Annotated in this window: 18 protein-coding genes; 8 read left to right on the top strand and 10 right to left on the bottom strand. The window is 56.8% G+C overall.

Annotation, left to right across the window (positions count from 1 at the left end; translation table 11 throughout):
• Positions 1–688: alpha/beta hydrolase (locus ACP2AU_RS16325; RefSeq protein ID WP_426377287.1), on the top strand; the 688-nt coding region annotated here is incomplete at its 5' end.
• Positions 689–703: 15 nt separating this feature from the next.
• Here ACP2AU_RS16325 and ACP2AU_RS16320 read toward each other — a convergent pair.
• The 4 genes from ACP2AU_RS16320 to ACP2AU_RS16305 all read right to left on the bottom strand — a co-directional run bounded on the left by ACP2AU_RS16320 (position 704) and on the right by ACP2AU_RS16305 (position 3,139).
• Entirely contained in the window at positions 704–1,180 is a 477-nt protein-coding gene (locus tag ACP2AU_RS16320) for a DUF4442 domain-containing protein (RefSeq protein WP_426377286.1), read from the bottom strand.
• Positions 1,181–1,300: 120 nt separating this feature from the next.
• Positions 1,301–1,882: a CPBP family intramembrane glutamic endopeptidase gene (locus ACP2AU_RS16315; protein WP_426377285.1), complete on the bottom strand. Its 582-nt coding sequence runs from the start codon at positions 1,880–1,882 to the stop codon at positions 1,301–1,303.
• 3 nt (positions 1,883–1,885) lie between these two features.
• Positions 1,886–2,740 (bottom strand): crotonase/enoyl-CoA hydratase family protein, encoded by an 855-nt coding sequence (locus ACP2AU_RS16310; protein ID WP_426377284.1) that lies wholly within the window; start codon positions 2,738–2,740, stop codon positions 1,886–1,888.
• Between the two features lie 78 nt (positions 2,741–2,818).
• Positions 2,819–3,139 (bottom strand): antibiotic biosynthesis monooxygenase family protein, encoded by a 321-nt coding sequence (locus ACP2AU_RS16305; protein WP_426377283.1) that lies wholly within the window; start codon positions 3,137–3,139, stop codon positions 2,819–2,821.
• Between the two features lie 85 nt (positions 3,140–3,224).
• Here ACP2AU_RS16305 and ACP2AU_RS16300 point away from each other — a divergent pair, with 85 nt between their 5' ends.
• Together ACP2AU_RS16300 and ACP2AU_RS16295 are read left to right on the top strand one after the other, a co-directional pair.
• Positions 3,225–3,644 (top strand): universal stress protein, encoded by a 420-nt coding sequence (locus ACP2AU_RS16300; RefSeq protein ID WP_426377282.1) that lies wholly within the window; start codon positions 3,225–3,227, stop codon positions 3,642–3,644.
• A 41-nt stretch (positions 3,645–3,685) separates the two neighbouring features.
• Complete coding sequence (locus tag ACP2AU_RS16295; protein ID WP_426377281.1) at positions 3,686–4,519, top strand: zinc-dependent peptidase; 834 nt, start codon at positions 3,686–3,688, stop codon at positions 4,517–4,519.
• Positions 4,520–4,522: 3 nt separating this feature from the next.
• Here ACP2AU_RS16295 and ACP2AU_RS16290 read toward each other — a convergent pair whose 3' ends face one another.
• A complete protein-coding gene (locus ACP2AU_RS16290; RefSeq protein ID WP_426377280.1) occupies positions 4,523–4,756 on the bottom strand; it encodes a hypothetical protein in 234 nt (77 codons plus the stop codon).
• A gap of 24 nt (positions 4,757–4,780) precedes the next feature.
• On the opposite strand from ACP2AU_RS16290, the gene ACP2AU_RS16285 reads away from it, so the two are divergent.
• Positions 4,781–6,973 (top strand): OsmC domain/YcaO domain-containing protein, encoded by a 2,193-nt coding sequence (locus tag ACP2AU_RS16285; RefSeq protein WP_426377279.1) that lies wholly within the window; start codon positions 4,781–4,783, stop codon positions 6,971–6,973.
• Here the strand turns inward: ACP2AU_RS16285 and ACP2AU_RS16280 are convergent.
• Entirely contained in the window at positions 6,964–7,863 is a 900-nt protein-coding gene (locus ACP2AU_RS16280; RefSeq protein WP_426377278.1) for a diacylglycerol/lipid kinase family protein, read from the bottom strand. The two genes, ACP2AU_RS16285 and ACP2AU_RS16280, sit on opposite strands and share 10 nt — an antisense overlap.
• 82 nt (positions 7,864–7,945) lie before the next feature.
• Between ACP2AU_RS16280 and ACP2AU_RS16275 the strand changes: the two genes are divergently transcribed.
• Positions 7,946–8,224 carry a SelT/SelW/SelH family protein gene (locus tag ACP2AU_RS16275; protein ID WP_426377277.1) on the top strand — a complete coding sequence of 93 codons (279 nt, stop codon included), beginning with the start codon at positions 7,946–7,948 and terminating at the stop codon, positions 8,222–8,224.
• A 92-nt stretch (positions 8,225–8,316) separates the two neighbouring features.
• Here the strand turns inward: ACP2AU_RS16275 and ACP2AU_RS16270 are convergent, their stop codons facing one another.
• From ACP2AU_RS16270 to ACP2AU_RS16260, 3 genes are all read right to left on the bottom strand, one after another.
• Positions 8,317–10,353, bottom strand: coding sequence for a hypothetical protein (locus ACP2AU_RS16270; RefSeq protein ID WP_426377276.1), 2,037 nt, complete (start codon positions 10,351–10,353; stop codon positions 8,317–8,319).
• Positions 10,354–10,565: 212 nt separating this feature from the next.
• Positions 10,566–11,069: a copper chaperone PCu(A)C gene (locus ACP2AU_RS16265; RefSeq protein WP_426377275.1), complete on the bottom strand. Its 504-nt coding sequence runs from the start codon at positions 11,067–11,069 to the stop codon at positions 10,566–10,568.
• 66 nt (positions 11,070–11,135) lie between these two features.
• Positions 11,136–13,439, bottom strand: coding sequence for a putative bifunctional diguanylate cyclase/phosphodiesterase (locus tag ACP2AU_RS16260; RefSeq protein WP_426377274.1), 2,304 nt, complete (start codon positions 13,437–13,439; stop codon positions 11,136–11,138).
• A 230-nt stretch (positions 13,440–13,669) separates the two neighbouring features.
• Here ACP2AU_RS16260 and ACP2AU_RS16255 point away from each other — a divergent pair, with 230 nt between their 5' ends.
• Positions 13,670–14,374: a tellurite resistance TerB family protein gene (locus ACP2AU_RS16255; RefSeq protein WP_426377273.1), complete on the top strand. Its 705-nt coding sequence runs from the start codon at positions 13,670–13,672 to the stop codon at positions 14,372–14,374.
• A 46-nt stretch (positions 14,375–14,420) separates the two neighbouring features.
• Here ACP2AU_RS16255 and ACP2AU_RS16250 read toward each other — a convergent pair whose 3' ends face one another.
• Positions 14,421–14,759 (bottom strand): zinc ribbon domain-containing protein YjdM, encoded by a 339-nt coding sequence (locus ACP2AU_RS16250; RefSeq protein WP_426377272.1) that lies wholly within the window; start codon positions 14,757–14,759, stop codon positions 14,421–14,423.
• A gap of 141 nt (positions 14,760–14,900) precedes the next feature.
• Between ACP2AU_RS16250 and ACP2AU_RS16245 the strand changes: the two genes are divergently transcribed.
• Positions 14,901–15,353, top strand: a complete 453-nt coding sequence (locus ACP2AU_RS16245) for a YaiI/YqxD family protein (protein WP_426377271.1) — start codon at positions 14,901–14,903, stop codon at positions 15,351–15,353.
• An 81-nt stretch (positions 15,354–15,434) separates the two neighbouring features.
• Positions 15,435–17,222, top strand: coding sequence for an ABC transporter ATP-binding protein (locus tag ACP2AU_RS16240; protein WP_426377270.1), 1,788 nt, complete (start codon positions 15,435–15,437; stop codon positions 17,220–17,222).
• The last annotated feature ends 170 nt before the right edge of the window (positions 17,223–17,392 follow it).

Here is a 17,392-nt window from a genome sequence, read left to right as displayed (position 1 = left end):
CCCGCGCAGCCACAGGGCCATCACCGACCGTTTTTCCCGGCTCGCCAATGCCGCTGTTTTCGCCGTCGACTACCGGCTGATGCCGGAACACCGGTTTATGGATGGCCTGCGAGATTGCCGCCAGGCCTACGCATGGCTCCTCGACCACGGCCCGGATGGCGAAGCACAGGCTGAGTTTATTGTGGTGGCAGGTGACTCTGCAGGTGGCAGCCACACCCTTTCATTACTGGCCTGGATTCGCGACAATGGCTTGCGACAAGCTGATGCAGCGGTCGCTTTTTCACCCTCAACCGACCTTACCCTGACAGCACCGAGCAACCGCGAGAACATCCGAACAGATCCCCTGTTAGGCCCAGTATTTGGCGGCCTCTCAAAAATCCCCCTGCCCCTGTTGTGGTGGGGTACGTTGGCTGCTTTCCGAATCTCACCGACCAATCCTGCAGCGTCACCACTGAGGGGAGAACTGAACGACTTGCCTCCCGTGCTTATCCACGCCAGCACTACCGAAATGCTGCTGGACAACGCCGCTCGCTATGCCGCCAAGGCAGCGGCGCAGGGCTCACCGGTTAAGCTTCACACCTGGCAGAACATGGTGCACGTGTGGCACATTTTTACTCCGTTGCTGCCCGAAGCCGACGAGGCTTTTGACGACGTCGCGGCATTCCTGGAAAACGTGGAGCAACGATAAGGGCAGCCCTCCGTTTTATTCAGTTTGCTTGCGCCGGACATACAGCACCTTGTGAACTCGGGCCACAACGGTCCCGGCTTCGTCCACAATGTCGATGTGCCATTCCGGCAGATACTTGTCGCCCCCGGCCGTGGCCTGGCGGACTTCCTCAAGACGGGCGTCTGTCAGCTCAAAGTTCGCGGTAACCCGGCCCTTGCCGGGACGAATGAAATCGATACTCGCAGACTTGTCCCAGACGATGTAATCGCTCCCCAGCCGGCGCATGAGTAACAGCATATACATCGGGTCTACCATGCTGTAGAGCGATCCACCGAAGTGCGTGCCCACATAATTGGTGTTATACCAGTGCTGCCGCATCTCGACAGTGGCAGCGCTGAAGTCATCGGCAATATGGGTCACTTTGATGCCCGCGCCCAGGTAAGGCGCGAAGGTGGAAAGCACTCGGCGCAGTGCGCCGGCACTGGTAAACCAGCGGCGAATTGTTGAATTCATAGAAACATTCGAACCTTAATAAATCAGTCGGTTGACTATGTAGCTCGCTATCATCTTACAGCTACACTCCGTTTTCAACGGAAATTCATACGCTCGTTTGATTTTTTCAGACTACGAATATCAGGGTTTTACACCAAACCAGTGGGGGTAGTTCAGAAGGCAGTACAAGGCGAGCATATCGTACACCGCATGCCAGACCATCACCATGGGCAAGCTGCCCCAATACTGGTAAGCGCCACCGAGCACCAACCCCAGCCCCGTTGCGACCATGAAGTAAGTGAACGACACATAATGCACCAGCCCGAACAGAACCGAGGCGGCGATCAGGGCGGTCCAGGGACCGGTCACCTGCAACAACCAGCCCTGCACGGCCCCGCGAAACAACAGCTCCTCCCCAACACCCGCGAATACACAGAGCAGCAACAAAACGGGCCATCGATAGCTTCTGGCAAACCGGTAAAGCGCTTGCATCTGTGAGCCAAGATCATCGGGGAAAAGCCAGGACAGTCGGGTGAGAAAAAGCAGAACCAGATACGTCGCGCCTGCTCCCAGAAAGCCGTATAACAGGATTTCTAACAGATTCAGGCTACCCGACAGCACCGGGATGCCGAGTAACCAGATCGCAAGCCAACCCACCACACCAATACCGCCCTGAAACAACAGGGCGGCGGCCGTCGATATGGCCGTTCGATTCTGAGCCATGGCTTAGTTTTCGAACAGATCCTTAACCGGGAACAGATCATCATAGGCGGGAGTCTGTTTCTGGGCCTTGGCCTGGAAAGATTTCATCATGTCGGTAGGGCGGAACATTCCGGACTGCCAGGTGGCCATATAACGCAGGCTGTCTTCCACGCTGTGGTCACGGCTGAAGTTGATCATTTCCTTGCAGCCCGTCACCGCCAATGGTGAGTTCGCCGCAATCTGTGCAGCGATGGCCATCACGCCATCGAGCATGGCTTCCTGGGTCTCGTATACGGAATTCACGAAACCAAGCCGATGGGCTTCTTCGGAACCAAACTTGCGGCCGGTATAGGCCAGCTCACGCACCACGCCTTCCGGCATCAGCTTGGGCAGGCGCTGCAACGTACCCACATCCGCGGTCATGCCCAGCTCGGTTTCCTTGATTGTAAAATAGGCATCGGCCGTGCAATAACGACTGTCAGCGGCACACACCAGATCCAGCGCGCCACCAATGCAGCCACCGTGAACCGCCGCCAGCACCGGCAGGCGCACTTTCTCAAGAGATGTCAGCGTATCCTGAAGCTGCAGGACAACCCGGCGCAGATTTTCAGCCATACGCCCGGGATCGCCACTCATGGGCACAGACTTCGGGTCTGAAAATACGCCAAGGTCCATACCGGCAGAGAAATGCTTTCCGGTTGAAGAAATCACGATAACCCGCGCATCGGTGGAGGCTTCGATCTCCTGCACGCAGCGGGGCAGCTCCAGCCAGAAGGCTTTATTCATGCTGTTCAGGGCCTCGGGGCGGCTGAACTGAACGTGGGCAATGTGGTTTTTTACTTCAACGTTAAAACTTTCGTAGTTTTCGAGTGCAGACATGATGGATCCCGTATCATCTCAGAGCATGGTTTCGTATTATTAGGCTGCACATTACCTCGAAATGAAGCACGATGGAATTCACTTTCCCTGGCCCGGCGGCAGGACCACCCATTCCGGGTCATCGAATTCACCCAGGGGCCGAATCTCAACGAAAGGCGCGGCGCTTTTGATGATCTCCATTATCCTCGGGTCTTTGCGGGCGTCCATGGCGTCCCGGTCGGCCTTGCTGTCCCAGCTCGCAATGGCAATCAGCTTGTTCGGCTCACCGATTTTCCTGTGCAGTTCGGTGCCCCGCGCACCCGGTGCCTGCTGAATCAGCTCGCTGGCACGGACCCAGGCATCGGCGTAGTCCTCGGCGGTATGCCCGTCTTTTACCGTAACCTCGAAAATATACTTCATCGTAGCCCCCTGATTTGCAGCAGCGTCAGTTCATAGTCCAGACTTGAACAGAACAAATCAACGTCCGACCCATGGAGATGAACTCGTGTATAAGAAAATACTGGTTCCCGTCGATCTTGCTCATCTGGACAAGATACCCAAAACCCTGAACACCGCCATCGACATGGCCAAGCACTATCAAGCTAGCCTGTGCTACGTCACGGTTACCAACAGTACTCCCGGGGCGGCTGCGCACAACCCCGGGGAACTCAAGGAGAAACTGGCAGAGTTTGCCGGGGAGCAGGGCCGTGCCCACGGCATCGAAACCTCTGCAGAAGTTCTGGAATCGGTTGATACCGCGGTGGAACTGGACAAAAAGCTTCTGGGCGCCATCAAGGAGACCGGCGCTGATCTGGTGATTATGGCGTCCCACGCCCCCGGGCTGGGCGATGCACTGCATCTGTTGCGGTCCAATGGGGCCGAAATCGTCAAACACAGTGATGTTTCGGTTTTCATTATTCGCTGACCCTTGCGGTAGACTGGCCGGACATTCGCAAGGAGTTGCCAATGTCCGAACCGCTGGTCTTCGTTCTCGCCGCCATCGCCCTGATTGGCGGCTCGCTGTTTTATCTGTTCTTCTACCGCAGCTGGCATCGCCGCCGCGAACTGCAACAGCCCTTTCCTGAACCCTGGCGCCGGCTTCTCGTGGAACAGGTTCCTCTCTACTCCCGGCTCTCCGACGCCCACAAATCCCGGCTTGAGAACCTCGTTCAGCTCTTTATCTCTGAAAAAGACTTCTACGAATGCGACGGTTTTGAAATTGATGACCGGGTACGGGTAACCATCGCCGGCCATGCCTGCCTGCTACTGCTTGAGCGGGCGTTTTACGAATACGACGATGTGAAGAGCATCCTGGTTTACCCCGATATCTACCGGGTACAGGATACCGACAGCGATGGCCTGGTGGTCAGCACCAGTGACGAAACCCGGGCCGGAGAGGCCTGGTCTCACGGCCGGGTGATTCTGGCCTGGAGCCAGTGTGAGCTTGCCATCAGCCACCCCCACGGCCCGCACAATGTCATTCTTCATGAATTCGCCCACCAGCTGGACTACCTGGACGGCACAGCTGACGGCGCACCGCCACTGAGCGGTGACCAGGCGAAACAATGGCAGGACACCATGACCGAGGCATGGGACCATCTGCGCCATCGGCTGCAGCACCATCATAAACCCTGGCTTGATCCTTATGGCGCCACCGAACCCGCCGAGTTTTTTGCTGTTCTGACCGAAGCCTTTTACCAGCAACCGCATCATTTGAGGCATGAAAAACCCGGCGTCTACGATGTCCTGTGTCGTTTTTATCGGTTCGACCCGGAACATATGCGCGGCCACTACCAATAATAATTAGCCGCCGATGCCGTTACCCTTAACCCCCAGACGGTCAAGATAGAGGTGCAGCTCCTGCTCACTGATGTTCACGTACTCCAGTACCCGGCCATAGAGCATCACCGTTGGTACATTGCGCCCTCCCAGCTCTTTCTGGGTTTCGCTCAGGACGTACAGTATCGTCCTTTCTGTTTTTGTGAGACCATCCCGCGCGTCGGGGATTACCTCGTCTATTCCGCGTAAACTGCTCATATCTCTGAATCCGGTAAGCTGCCCATGGAAATCAAAGTCAATTATCTCGACAACCTGAGGCTTGAGGCCAAATTCGACGATTTTACCGTCACCTCCGACCAGCCCGTGCGTTACAAAGGCGACGGATCGGCGCCCGGCCCGTTTGACTACTTCCTGGCGTCCTCCGCCATGTGCGCAGCCTACTTTGTGAAGGTGTACTGCAACGCCCGCGATATTCCCACAGACAACATCCGGCTGTCGCAGAACAACATTGTAGACCCGGAGAACCGCTACAAGCAGATCTTCAAGATTCAGGTGGAACTGCCGGAAGATATTTCCGACAAAGATCGCCAGGGCATTATTCGTTCGATTGACCGCTGTACCGTCAAAAAAGTGGTACAAACCGGCCCGGATTTCCAGATTGAAGTGGTGGAAAACCTGGACGAAGACGCCCAGGCCCTGCTCACCGCTGCCCCGGGCGGCGACTCCAGCACCTACATTGAAGGCAAAGACCTTCCGCTGGAACAGACCATCGCCAACATGAGTGGCATCCTGGCCGATCTCGGCATGAAGATCGAGATCGCCTCCTGGCGCAACATTGTGCCCCACGTGTGGTCGCTGCACGTGCGCGACACCGCCGCCCATATGTGTTTTACCAACGGCAAGGGCGCCACCAAGGAAGCCGCGCTGGCGTCTGCTCTGGGCGAATTCATCGAGCGCCTGAACTGCAACTTTTTCTACAACGATCAGTACTTCGGTCAGGAGATCGGCAACAGCGAATTCGTTCATTACCCGAACGAGAAATGGTTTCAGCCCGGTCCCGAGGGTGAACTGCCCGAGGGCATTCTGGACGACCACTGCCTGAGCATCTACAACCCGGACGGTGAACTGCTGGGCACTCACCTGTTCGACACCAACTCCGGCACCCCGGAGCGCGGTATCTGCAGTATTCCCTACGTGCGCCAGTCAGACGGAGCAACGGTTTACTTTCCTTCTAACCTGATCGAAAACCTCTACCTGAGCAACGGCATGAGTGCCGGCAACACGCTGGAGGAAGCACAGGTACAGTGCCTGTCGGAAATTTTCGAGCGGGCGGTTAAAAAAGAAATCATCGAAAATGAAATCGCCCTGCCAGACGTGCCAGACGAGGTGTTAGCCAAATACCCGGACATTGTCGAAGGCCTGAACGCACTGGAAGCACAAGGGTTCCCGGTGCTGGTCAAAGACGCCTCTCTGGGGGGGCAGTTCCCGGTGATTTCGGTTACCGTGATGAACCCGAAAACCGGCGGCGTATTTGCCTGCTTTGGTGCCCACCCCTGCCTGCAGGTGGCACTGGAGCGCAGCCTGACCGAATTGATGCAGGGTCGCAGTTTCGAGGGCCTGAACGACCTGCCGGCCCCCACCTTCAATTCCATGGCAGTGACCGAGCCCAACAACTACGTTGAACACTTTATCGATTCCAGCGGCGTGGTGTCCTGGCGCTTCTTCAGCGCCAAATCCGACTACGATTTCGTGGAATGGGATTTCTCCGGCAGCAACGCAGAAGAAGCCGCTACCCTGTTCGGCATCCTCGCGGAGATGGGTAAAGAATGCTATATGGCGGTCTTTGAAGACCTCGGCGCGCCGGTCTGCCGTATTCTGGTGCCGGGCTATTCCGAGGTGTATCCGGTGGAAGACCTGGTGTGGGACAACACCAACATGGCGCTGGCGTTCCGGGAAGACATCCTCAATCTACACCGCTTGAGCGAAGATGAACTCACCGACCTGGTCCAGCGCCTGGAAGAAGCCGAGCTCGACGTATACATGACCATCGTCACCCTGATCGGCATCGAATTCGATGAAAACACGGTGTGGGGCCAGCTCACCATTCTGGAGCTGAAGCTGCTGATCTATCTGGCACTGGGGGAACTGGAAGAAGCCCAGGAACTGGTGGAAATGTTCCTGCAGTTCAACGACAACACTGTTGAACGCGGTTTGTTCTACCAGGCCATGAATGCCGCACTGGAAGCGACACTGAGCGAAGAGCTGGAGCTGGACGACTACCTCTACAACTTCCGCCGGATGTTTGGTGAAGAGGTTATGGATAGCGTGGTCGGCTCAATCAACGGCACGGTCCGCTTTTACGGACTGGAGGAAACCGGCATGGACCTGCGCGGCCTGGACCGGCACCTGAAAATGATCGAGAGCTACAAAAAGCTGCACGCGGCCAGAGCCCACAAGGCTGGAGCTCAACGGTAAGTATTGGCCGGACGGTCTCCCGTGTGAATCACCTGCTGGCCAATTACCCGGATAGCCCCCGGCCGGCAGGTAGCGTGAAACGGGGTTTTACCGGCTACGTCGCCATCCACCGTTACCGTCTTGGTGCGGGAGGCGTCAACCTGGCACCACTTGCCCTTGATCTGGATGACGGTACTGGTCCGGCGCGGCGTCTTGCGGTTCAGGCGCACCATCAGAAATGCAAGTAACAGTTGCGGGAATGGGCGCGGTTTAACGGCAATGACATCCAGCAGGCCATCATTGGCAGAGGCCTCCGGTATTTCGTGGCCGCCACCGAAATAGGCCCCCGTGGCAACCGCAATAGATAGCCAACGGCCATCCAGAGCGGAGCGATCGGTACGAATACGGGCGTGAAATCCCCGCTGAGCCCCCAGCTGTCGGAACAGCGTAGCAATGTAACTCATAGGCCCGAGGATCTTCTTGGCAGGAGAGCTGGCCTGGCGCGAAGGCAGAGTACCCAGGCCAATGTGTGCCACATTCAGATAGATGCGGTCGTCAAACTCCGCCACATCGATCATCTCGGTACTGCCCTCTGCCACCAGACGCGCCACCTCCGCCGGTTCAGACGGAATACCCAGGTTGCGAGCAAAATCATTAGCGGTTCCCGAGGGCAAAACCGCGAGCGTCGCGCCGGTACGCAGGCACAGTTCGGCCACACCGTTAACTGTGCCATCTCCACCCGCGGCCAACAGTACGTCGTTGCCAGCCACCTGGCGCAGCCACTGTTCGGTATCATCCAGCCTGCACTTGTTTACCTTCTCAATGCCCTGCTCTCGCAGATACGGCAACCAGAAATCCGCATCGCGGCCACCATCGCCAGAACCGGGGCTATCCACCAGCCAATACGCCATACCATTCCCTCTGGAGAAAGAAACTGTCCCCTTCATTTGATAGCATGGCTGACCGATTTCTTCATGCAGGAAGCATTACCGTATGGCAACGCGCATCACTATCCACTACTGCACCGGCTGCAACTGGATGCTGAGATCTGCCTGGATGGCGCAGGAATTACTGACCACCTTTGACGGCATGATCGACGAGCTCACCCTCAAACCCGGCACCGGCGGGATCTTTGAGGTCTGGGTAAATGACACCCGAATCTGGTCACGCAAGGAGAAAGGCGGGTTCCCCGACATCAAACAGCTGAAGCAACTGGTTCGGGATCAGATTGCCCCGGAGCATTCGCTGGGGCACTCGGACAAACCGGCTTAGTAAAACTTTCCCCTGAACATCGGGGGAAGGCTAAATAACGAAAAAAGCCCGCACGCGGCGGGCTTTTCTGGCTTAAGAGACCGAGCCAAACCTCAGTTTGTCTTGATTAACACCACAAGGCCGAGCTCTTCAGGATCGGCGCCGGTGTCTGCGTAGCGCAGAGCAAACACACCCAGGCTGGCGTCTTCATTGAAGAAACCGTCCATAGTGACTGTACCGTCGGAATCCGCAATGGTCAGTGTGGTTGCACCATCAGCGGCAATATCAGCCCCCACAGCGACGTTTTCTGCAGCGCTTGGCTTAACGGAAACATCGCCCCCTAACCCAGCTTTCTCAATATCCAGGAAACCACCATCGATGTCACCGGTCGTTTCCGAGGCCATGGTCAGGAAGGTGTTGAACTTTCCGGTGGACAGCAAAAATTCTTCATTGTCCCGAAAGGTCATGGACATCAGCTGGAGCCGATACTTGTTGCCGGTAACACTGGGTGCCGTATCGCCACTCGGCAGCTTCACCAGAATGGTCTGCCCGTTTTGCGAATAGTTTCCAGCATCGCCGTCGTTGTCGTTGTCACTCACGGCGATGAAATCGAAGGTGTCGTTGATGAAACCGTCTGCCTCGGCCGGTGTTGTCCCATCGTCCTCATAGCCAATTTCAGTGATATCGCCATCGGCCGTGATATTCACCGGCTGATCGGTGGCAGCGGTATCTGTGACACCTGCGTAGCTGGCGCCAGTAACGTCCAAAGCAATCATATGGCCGTGGCCCTCACTGACAGCGCCGTAATCGAACCTTCCATCGCCATTGAAGGTAAGCGTATTCACTTCAGTCCGGAGCTCTGCCGATCCGGCTGATAGGAATGACTCGATATAGACCCGGCCATACGTACCTGACAGATCCGCATTCGTGAACGCCGTGGGCGTGCGGGCGAACAGCTCCAGGGAACGCATGATCTCGTCACCGGATTTACTGTTCGGGTCGATAGCATCGCCTATACCATCATTATTTAAATCAGCAAGGTTGTAACGAACCGAGGCTTCATTAGGCTGCACAAAGAACAGGCCCTGATCCGCCACCTGCACCAGGTTGTAAGTCATGGCCGGATCGCGCCAGCCAACATCGAATTCAGGATCAATATCTTCCTCGAACTCACCCTCAATGGAGAGAATGCCCGTGGCTGTCAGCGTTGCCGGAAAGGTCTCGGCTTCCGTTTCAAAATAGGTATCAACGTAAAGCTTGCTGTCACCCAGCGTAAGGCCCTCAAGCCGCCCGTAAGCCCCATCTTCTGTGTTCAGGGTGATGGACACTGTGCTGTCGCCGCCGTCTGCCATGGTGAATGACGAGGCCCAGAGATCGTGGGCGTAACTGCCATTGGACTGATCTTCATTGTCGTGGAGCTCCAGGGCAAAGGCCACGCTACGATAGTCACCGGCAATCGACGCCGGGTCACCCGCGCCGCCGGCCACCACGGCCACTTCGTTTTCCAGGAACTGACCGACTTCGGTGTCCAGGGCGGTAAACACCTGGTCCAGATTGGCCATACCATTGGCTACCAGATCGAATTCCTCAACCTTGCCGTTCAGTTTGACAACGTCTTCAACCACCAGTTGATCCAGGTCGGCGCCGGTTTCAATAAATTTCCGAAGCACAAATTCCGAAACCGGAGTAATGTCGACTTCCTGCTCGACCACCTGGGCGCGGAGCTGATTGTTATTGGTGCCGGTAATGCGCACCACCAGGTTACCGGCCAGATCTACGCCCTGGGGCAAAGTAAGTGTGTAATCACCAGTAATGGAGGTCGCCGTGGTTGCGAGCACATCTCCCTGCTGGTTGCCCGCGTCATCGACCCGGATCAACTCAACAGTGGCACCTTCAACTGCCTTCAGATTCAAATCTTCAAGGAGAGCAGCAGCCACCGGCGTTACCACGAAGTTCAAAGCGATTTCGAACACGCTCTGCGGCTCAAATTGCGCGATCATTCCACCCGGGGCCAGAGCAGTGCCGGAAACGGTTTCACCGGCGGGTGGCTCGTCGCCCTTGCTTGAGCTACTGCTACTGCCACCGCAGCCTACGAAGATCAGGGGCGAGGAAATGGCAACAGCCAGCGCCAGTTTTTTATACTTGTTCATACAAACTCCAGTTTTTTAATTATCCATTTTACTTCCGCCTTCAAATTGATAGCAGAAAACTTGGGGAACTGCCCCGTCAAAACGCGCCAGTCAGCTAAAAATTAACCAAAAATTACAATCTGGTAACAGCTGAAAGACAGGTACGCCAAAGGTGCATCCGACAGAAGCGACCGCGAATACGGGGAAAAAGAAATTGAAATCTATGGCTGTTTTTAGTGCTTCATGCCCGAGTGATCGCCCATGGCGGGAGCTCCATCCAGCGCCCGAACCGTCAGTTCGACATCCAGGTCTTCCGCGCCGTCAAAATCCAGCCTTACGGGTATTTTCTCGCCTTCCGCCAAAGGCCGGGGCAGTTGTTCCAGCATCAGGTGATAGCTGTGAGGTTTCAGCTCCACGGTCATTCCGGGTGGAATTTCGAGGCCTCCATCCACAGGCTGCATACGCATCATGCCCTCATGCATAGAGGTTTCGTGAATTGAGATGTGCTCTGCTCTGGGCGACTCTGCACCCACCAGAACAATCGCCTGCTCACCCGAGTTAGTGAGGCTCATATACCCCACGCCCATGGGGGTGCCGGGGGGCGTCGGGCGGCTCCAGGGCTGGTCGATCTGAACGGGATGTGGCAGGTGAGTCTCTTGATGCCCGTGATCGCCAGCAAATGCTGTCGGGGTCACCAGGGCGGAAACGATAGCCAGGGGGATAAGGCATTGCTTCATTCGGCATTCCTTGTTATTCCAGAGTCAGAGCTAATGTAGCCGCCCACCTCACTGACTTCAAAGGCATCAGGGGTGACCAATCGTCGCAGGGGCCTCCCCGGAAGCGGCGTTCCTGGTTAACCACTGGAGAATATCCGCCATAGGCAAAGGCCGGCTGAAGTAGTATCCCTGGAATCGCAGGCAACCCATATTTATCAGGGCCAGAGCCTGCTCCTGTTCTTCCACGCCCTCGGCTATCAAACTCATATTATGGCTTTGGGCAATGGCGACAATGCTGCGGATCATGTTGGCGGCCTTTTTATCCGCCACCAGGTCATCCACAAAACTCTTGTCGATTTTCAATTCGTCCAGCGGCAACTGGCGCAACAGGCTGAGAGAGGAGTAGCCGGTGCCGAAGTCGTCCATCGCCAGCCGTATGCCGTGCTCTCTCAGTTTGCAGATGGTTTGCAGTCCTTGCTCCAAATTCCCCATGAACAGGGTCTCGGTAATTTCCAGAACCAGAGATTCCGGCGCCACGCCGTGGGTTTTCAGCGCATCAAGTACGACATTGACAAAATCCGGCTGACAAAACTGAATTACGGAAATGTTGATGGCCAGATCCAAAGATTCGGGCCGTTGGTCCAGCAGTTTTCGGAACTCTGCCAGGCAGGTGTCCAGCACGAAGTTACCCAATGGAAGCATCAGGCCACTTTTCTCTGCCACCTCTACAAATTCTGCCGGCGAGACAAAACCAAGCTCCTCATCCTGCCAACGAACGAGAGCCTCCAGCCCAACAGTTTTGCCATCCTCATCCACCTGGGGCTGATACACCATGTAAAGATCACCGGCGGCCAATCCGTATCGCAATCGTTGCTCAACGCTGAGCCGCCGTAGGTAAGCAGCTTCCATCTCGGCCCTGTAGATACACACCGAGTTCCGGCTCTCTTTTGCATCATAAAGAGCCAGGTGCGCGCTGCGGATCAATTTACTCAGAGAATCACCGTCGTCAGGGTAGCGCGCTACGCCAACGCTGGCACCCACCTGAAGGCGCAATCGCCCCACCTCGAACATCTGGGTCAGATCATCAATCAACCCACGGCACGCGAGTTTCAGGCTGGCCAGATCTGTGTTTGGAGTCACAATGGCAAATTCGTCACCGCCCAGCCGTGCCAGGTCATCGTGTTTCTCAGACAGCCGCTCCAGCCGGCGGCCAAATTCTGCCAGGGCAGAATCTCCGTATTCCAGCCCGAACCGATCGTTGATACCACTGAAATTATCAATATTAATGACGACAAGACTGAACGGTCGCGTATTTGACACTCGGCTCTTCAGGCGTGCCAGCAGCCCTGTGCGGTTCAGAAGCCCGGTAAGCTCATCGTGCCGGGCCTGATGCAGCAACTCTTCCCTGCGTTCCTGCTCCGCCCGGTCGATGATCCGGAACAACAGGTATAGCAACCAGGCCCCCAATACAAAGCCAAAACCATAGGGAACCAGGGTAGCCAGAAACTTGCGGTAGATCGGAGCAAAGCGGGTTTCAGAAATGGTCCAGAGCTGAAAGCGGGGGTCATAACTCGCAGCAAGGAGGTAATCGCGAGAGTCACGTGTCATCCGTAACGATACCGCCCGGGGATTTGACTTGAGTGCAGCCAGACTGCTTCCGATCTGATCCTCCACATCGGAATTCCGGACCAGCCAGTCCGGATCCACCTTTTCCGCGGAGTAGCGCTCAGGGTCGGCACCCTCGCGTGACAAAAACTGCACGTATTTGTCTACTTCCCGAAACAGGATAACGCTGTCGTCAGGACCGTCGTGCAGATCTTCACTCAATACGGAGCCCGAGGCGCCAAGGCGCAAGCCAGCCGTCATAACGGCGACTACGGTGCCATCATTCGCGCGAAGCGCTTTTCGGATGGGGATCAACCATTCACCCAGCGCCCCCATGTAATAGGTTCGCCCGACCACCATGGCTTCAGACGCCAGGGCTTGGCGAAACCCGTCCGCAGTGCTGGGATTTTCAAGGAGATTGGGAAGCCGGCTAGTGTCCATATTGGTGCTGATACGCACCAACTGACCATCCGGGCGCGCAAGCCCGAAGCCCACAAGCGCCGGATTCACGGAGAGTATGCTATCCAGCAGCGGCGTTTCCTGGCGACCGGTCAACGCGTCACCGCGATTAAGCAGCTCTCGCCCGACAACGTCCAGTACCAGCTCCTGGGTACGGAACAGGCTATGGACAGACTGGGAAATAAGTTCCGCCCGTGCCAGTTGATAGGCGGTTTCATCAGAGCGCATCTCGTCCCAACGCTGGTACAGAGACACCAGCAACAGCAAAAGGCCGACGGTCACGACAAGAAAATACAGCGTCCAGATATTACGTTTCAGAGCCGCCAAATAAACAGTCCATCTGTTCTGGTGAATGGGACTTGGTTGCAAAAGTCCATTATAGGAATAATCAGCAACTTCGCACTCTGATTTGAAGCAACATTAGCAAAAAAGATGAGTCGCAGGGGAACTTTCACACAGCCGTCTTCTCCATCTAAGGAATCTGCGCGTTTCCCGAAAACGTCAACGCGTCTGGAAACATACAAAAAGCATCGGTCAAGTACGAAAGGGGTCAGACCATGAACGTAATGTCGATACTCAACCAGTTGATGAACCAGGCCGGCGAGGCAACTTCCGGTCAGCGCGGGCCGGCGGATACCGCTAACACGCAAGGCTCGACGGTTGGCCGAGGGTCTGGCGGCAGCGCCATCGATGTCAAAAGCCTTTTGGGGGGCGGCGCACTAGGGCTGATGCTCGGATCCAAGCGGGGCCGGAAAATAGGTGGAACAGCTTTGAAGTACGGAGCTGTCGCGGGGGTCGGCGCGCTGGCGTGGAAAGCCTACCAGAACTATCAGAGCCACAATCAGGAACAGGCCGCGCCCGCACCGGCACAACAGGGACAGCCGCTGGAACAGTTGCACGGTGCTGATCAGGAGCGCCGGGGACTGGAAATCCTTCAGGCCATGATTATGGCTGCCCGCGCCGATGGCCACGTGGACGCCAGCGAGCGGCAGCTTCTGACCCGGGAAATTGAACGCCTGGAGCCAGACGACGAACTCCAGGCCTGGATCCAGCAGCAATTCGACGCGCCACTCGATGCCAACGCACTGGCAAACGCAGCCGACTCACCACAGGCGGCCCGAGAAATCTATCTGGTCAGCGCCATGATTATTGACGAGCAAAACCCCATGGAAAGGGCCTGGCTGGAGCAATTGGCCTCCGCGTTGAACATTGCGCCGACCATGGCCAGAGAGTTGGACCAACAGGTCATGGCGGCGCGCTGATCTTTCATCAGAGCCGGGCACCGATGTTGCCCGTGCCCGCCCAGCGTCAGGCTTTTTTCACAAACTCGGATTTGAGCTTCATGGCGCCCACCCCATCGATCTTGCAATCGATATCGTGGTCGCCATCCACCAACCGGATGTTCTTCGCCTTGGTGCCTACCTTGACCACCAGGCTGGAACCCTTCACTTTCAAATCCTTGATCACCGTGACCGTATCGCCGTCCTGAAGCTCATTACCATTGGCATCGCGAATCACCTTGCCTGCTTCCTCGGCGGCCTGTTCGGCCTCGGACCATTCATGGCCACACTCCGGGCACACAAGCTGGACGCCGTCTTCATAGGTGTATTCAGAACTGCACTGCGGGCACGGGGGCAACTGGGACATTATCATTTCCTGTTAATTGAATGAGCACTTGATTATACCACTACTGCGACAGAGATAGGTTCACCGGCCGATTCACGCTAACAACCCCGCCCCGTGAAAGGTTAGACTACCCGGCAGCCAAGCCAACGAAGGACACCTGAAATGCCAATCTGGGTCGACGCCGATGCCTGCCCCGTTCCCATCCGGGAAATTCTCTGCCGCGCCGCCACCCGCTGGCAGATCCAGACCACCTTTATTGCCAACCACGCGATCAGCCTGCCGCCAAACCCGCACATCAGCCGGCGGCAGGTGCCCCACGGCTTCGATGTGGCCGACAACGAAATCATGGACCAGATGAGCAAAGGCGACCTGGTAATCACCCAGGACATCCCGCTGGCCGCTGAAGCTATCGAAAAAGGCGCGGATGTGTTTAATCCCAGAGGGCAAGCCTTCACCCGGGAAAACATTCGCCAGCGCCTCGCCATGCGCAACTTCATGGAAGAAATGCGTAACGCGGGACAGGTGACCGGCGGCCCCGCGCCGTTTGGCCAGGCCGACCGCAAAGAATTTGCCGATCAGCTGGATCGTTGGCTGCAGAAAAACGCGCGCAAGTGAAAATGATTCCGTTTTAAATCTGGAAAGAATCCGCTAACCTTCCCCGCTCTGCCCACCCAGACAGCGAAAAGGAAGCGGATCATGTCCACACGCGCCCAGCACACCAGCAGTTTTGCTGCCCTCGGCCGCCTGCTTAAATACGCGCGTGGTTATCGCCGCCAGATCATCGCGGCCACCACCTGCTCGATCATCAACAAACTGTTCGACATTGCCCCGGAAATTCTCATTGGCGTCGCCATTGATGTGGTGGTGAATAAGGAAGAAAGCTTTGTCGCCGGGTTAGGCTTTGAGACCGCGCAGGAACAAATCACTATCCTGGCGGTGCTCACCTTCTTTATCTGGGCGGGTGAATCCCTGTTTGAATACCTGTTTCAAATCCTCTGGCGCAACCTGGCCCAGCGCCTGCAGTCCGACCTCCGGCAAGATGCCTACGAGCACGCCCAACGGCTGGACATGAGCTTCTTCGAAGCCAACAGTTCCGGGCAACTGGTGGCCACCATGAATGACGACGTTAACCAGCTGGAGCGTTTTCTGGACGGCGGCGCCAACGCCATGATCCAGGTAGCCGTCACGGTGGTCGCAGTGGGGGCCGTTTTCTTTGTTCTGTCACCGCTGATTGCGTTGCTGGCGTTTACGCCGATTCCCCTGATCATCTGGGGCGCGTTCTACTTCCAGCGCAAAGCCGGCCCACTTTATGCCGATGTCCGGGAGAAGGTAGGCGATCTGTCCAGCCGGCTGGCCAACAATCTGGGGGGCATCGCCACCATCAAAAGCTTTACTGCCGAGCAACGGGAGGCCAAACGCCTGAAAGCGGCCAGTGAAGCCTATGTTGATGCCAACCGTCGCGCCATCAGAGTGAGTTCTGCGTTCATTCCGGTTATTCGCATGGCCATTCTGGCGGGCTTTCTGGCCACGTTTACGGTCGGCGGGATGATGGCCCTGGAGGGCAGCCTGAACGTGGGCGCCTACGGCGTTCTGGTTTTTCTCACCCAACGTCTGCTCTGGCCACTGACCGGCCTGGCGGAAGTGATTGACCTGTTTGAACGGGCCATGGCCAGCACCCGGCGCATCCTGGATTTGCTGGCCGAACCCGTCAACGTGCGAGACGACGCCAGCACACCATTACCGCAACCCGTGCGCGGAAAGGTGTCCTTCAATCAGGTCAGCTTCCGCTACCCGGGCAGTGGCGCCGGCATTCAGAACATCACCCTGAACGTACCCGCCGGCCATACCCTGGCGCTGGTCGGTGCCACCGGCTCCGGCAAATCGACACTGATTAAGCTGCTGTTGCGATTCTACGATCCCGCCCAGGGCGACATCCGCCTTGATGGCCAGCCCATTCGCGACGTCAGCCTGACCTCGTTGCGTGATGCCATCGGCCTGGTCAGCCAGGATGTTTACCTGTTTGAAGGCAGCATCCGCGACAACCTGGCTTACGGGAAGCCCAACGCCACTGAAGAAGAGATTATCGAGGCCGCCCGCACCGCCGAGGCCTGGTCGTTCATCTCGGCTCTGCCGGAAGGGTTGGACACGCCAGTGGGCGAAAGGGGTATTCGCCTCTCTGGCGGCCAGCGCCAACGGCTGTCTCTGGCCCGCGCCCTGCTGAAAAACCCGCCCATTCTGGTGCTGGACGAAGCCACGAGCGCCGTCGATAACGAAACCGAAGCCGCCATCCAGCGTTCGCTCAAGCGCATTGGCCATAATCGCACGGTGATCATGATTGCCCACCGGCTGTCGACGATCGTGGATGCCGACATTATTGCGGTTGTCGAACAGGGATGCATTGTCGAAGAGGGCGACCACGCCAGCCTCATCAGCAATAACGGGGCTTATGCCGCCCAATGGCGTGTGCAAACCGGCCAGATCTGAGGCCACCCCAAATGCACTATATATTGATAGCTATTCGCATTTAGATTATCCTGCCCGCCTCAGCAACAAGGGGATCTGAATGCCTGCGTTTTTTGACGTCCGGAATCTCGCCGTTCGCATCGGCGACACCACCATTCTCCAGGGGCTCGACCTGGCCTTCCATGAGGGCC

It is taken from the genome of Marinobacter sp. VGCF2001, assembly GCF_049943275.1.
Taxonomy (GTDB): domain Bacteria; phylum Pseudomonadota; class Gammaproteobacteria; order Pseudomonadales; family Oleiphilaceae; genus Marinobacter.
This window is presented reverse-complemented; position numbering and strand designations above follow the sequence as displayed.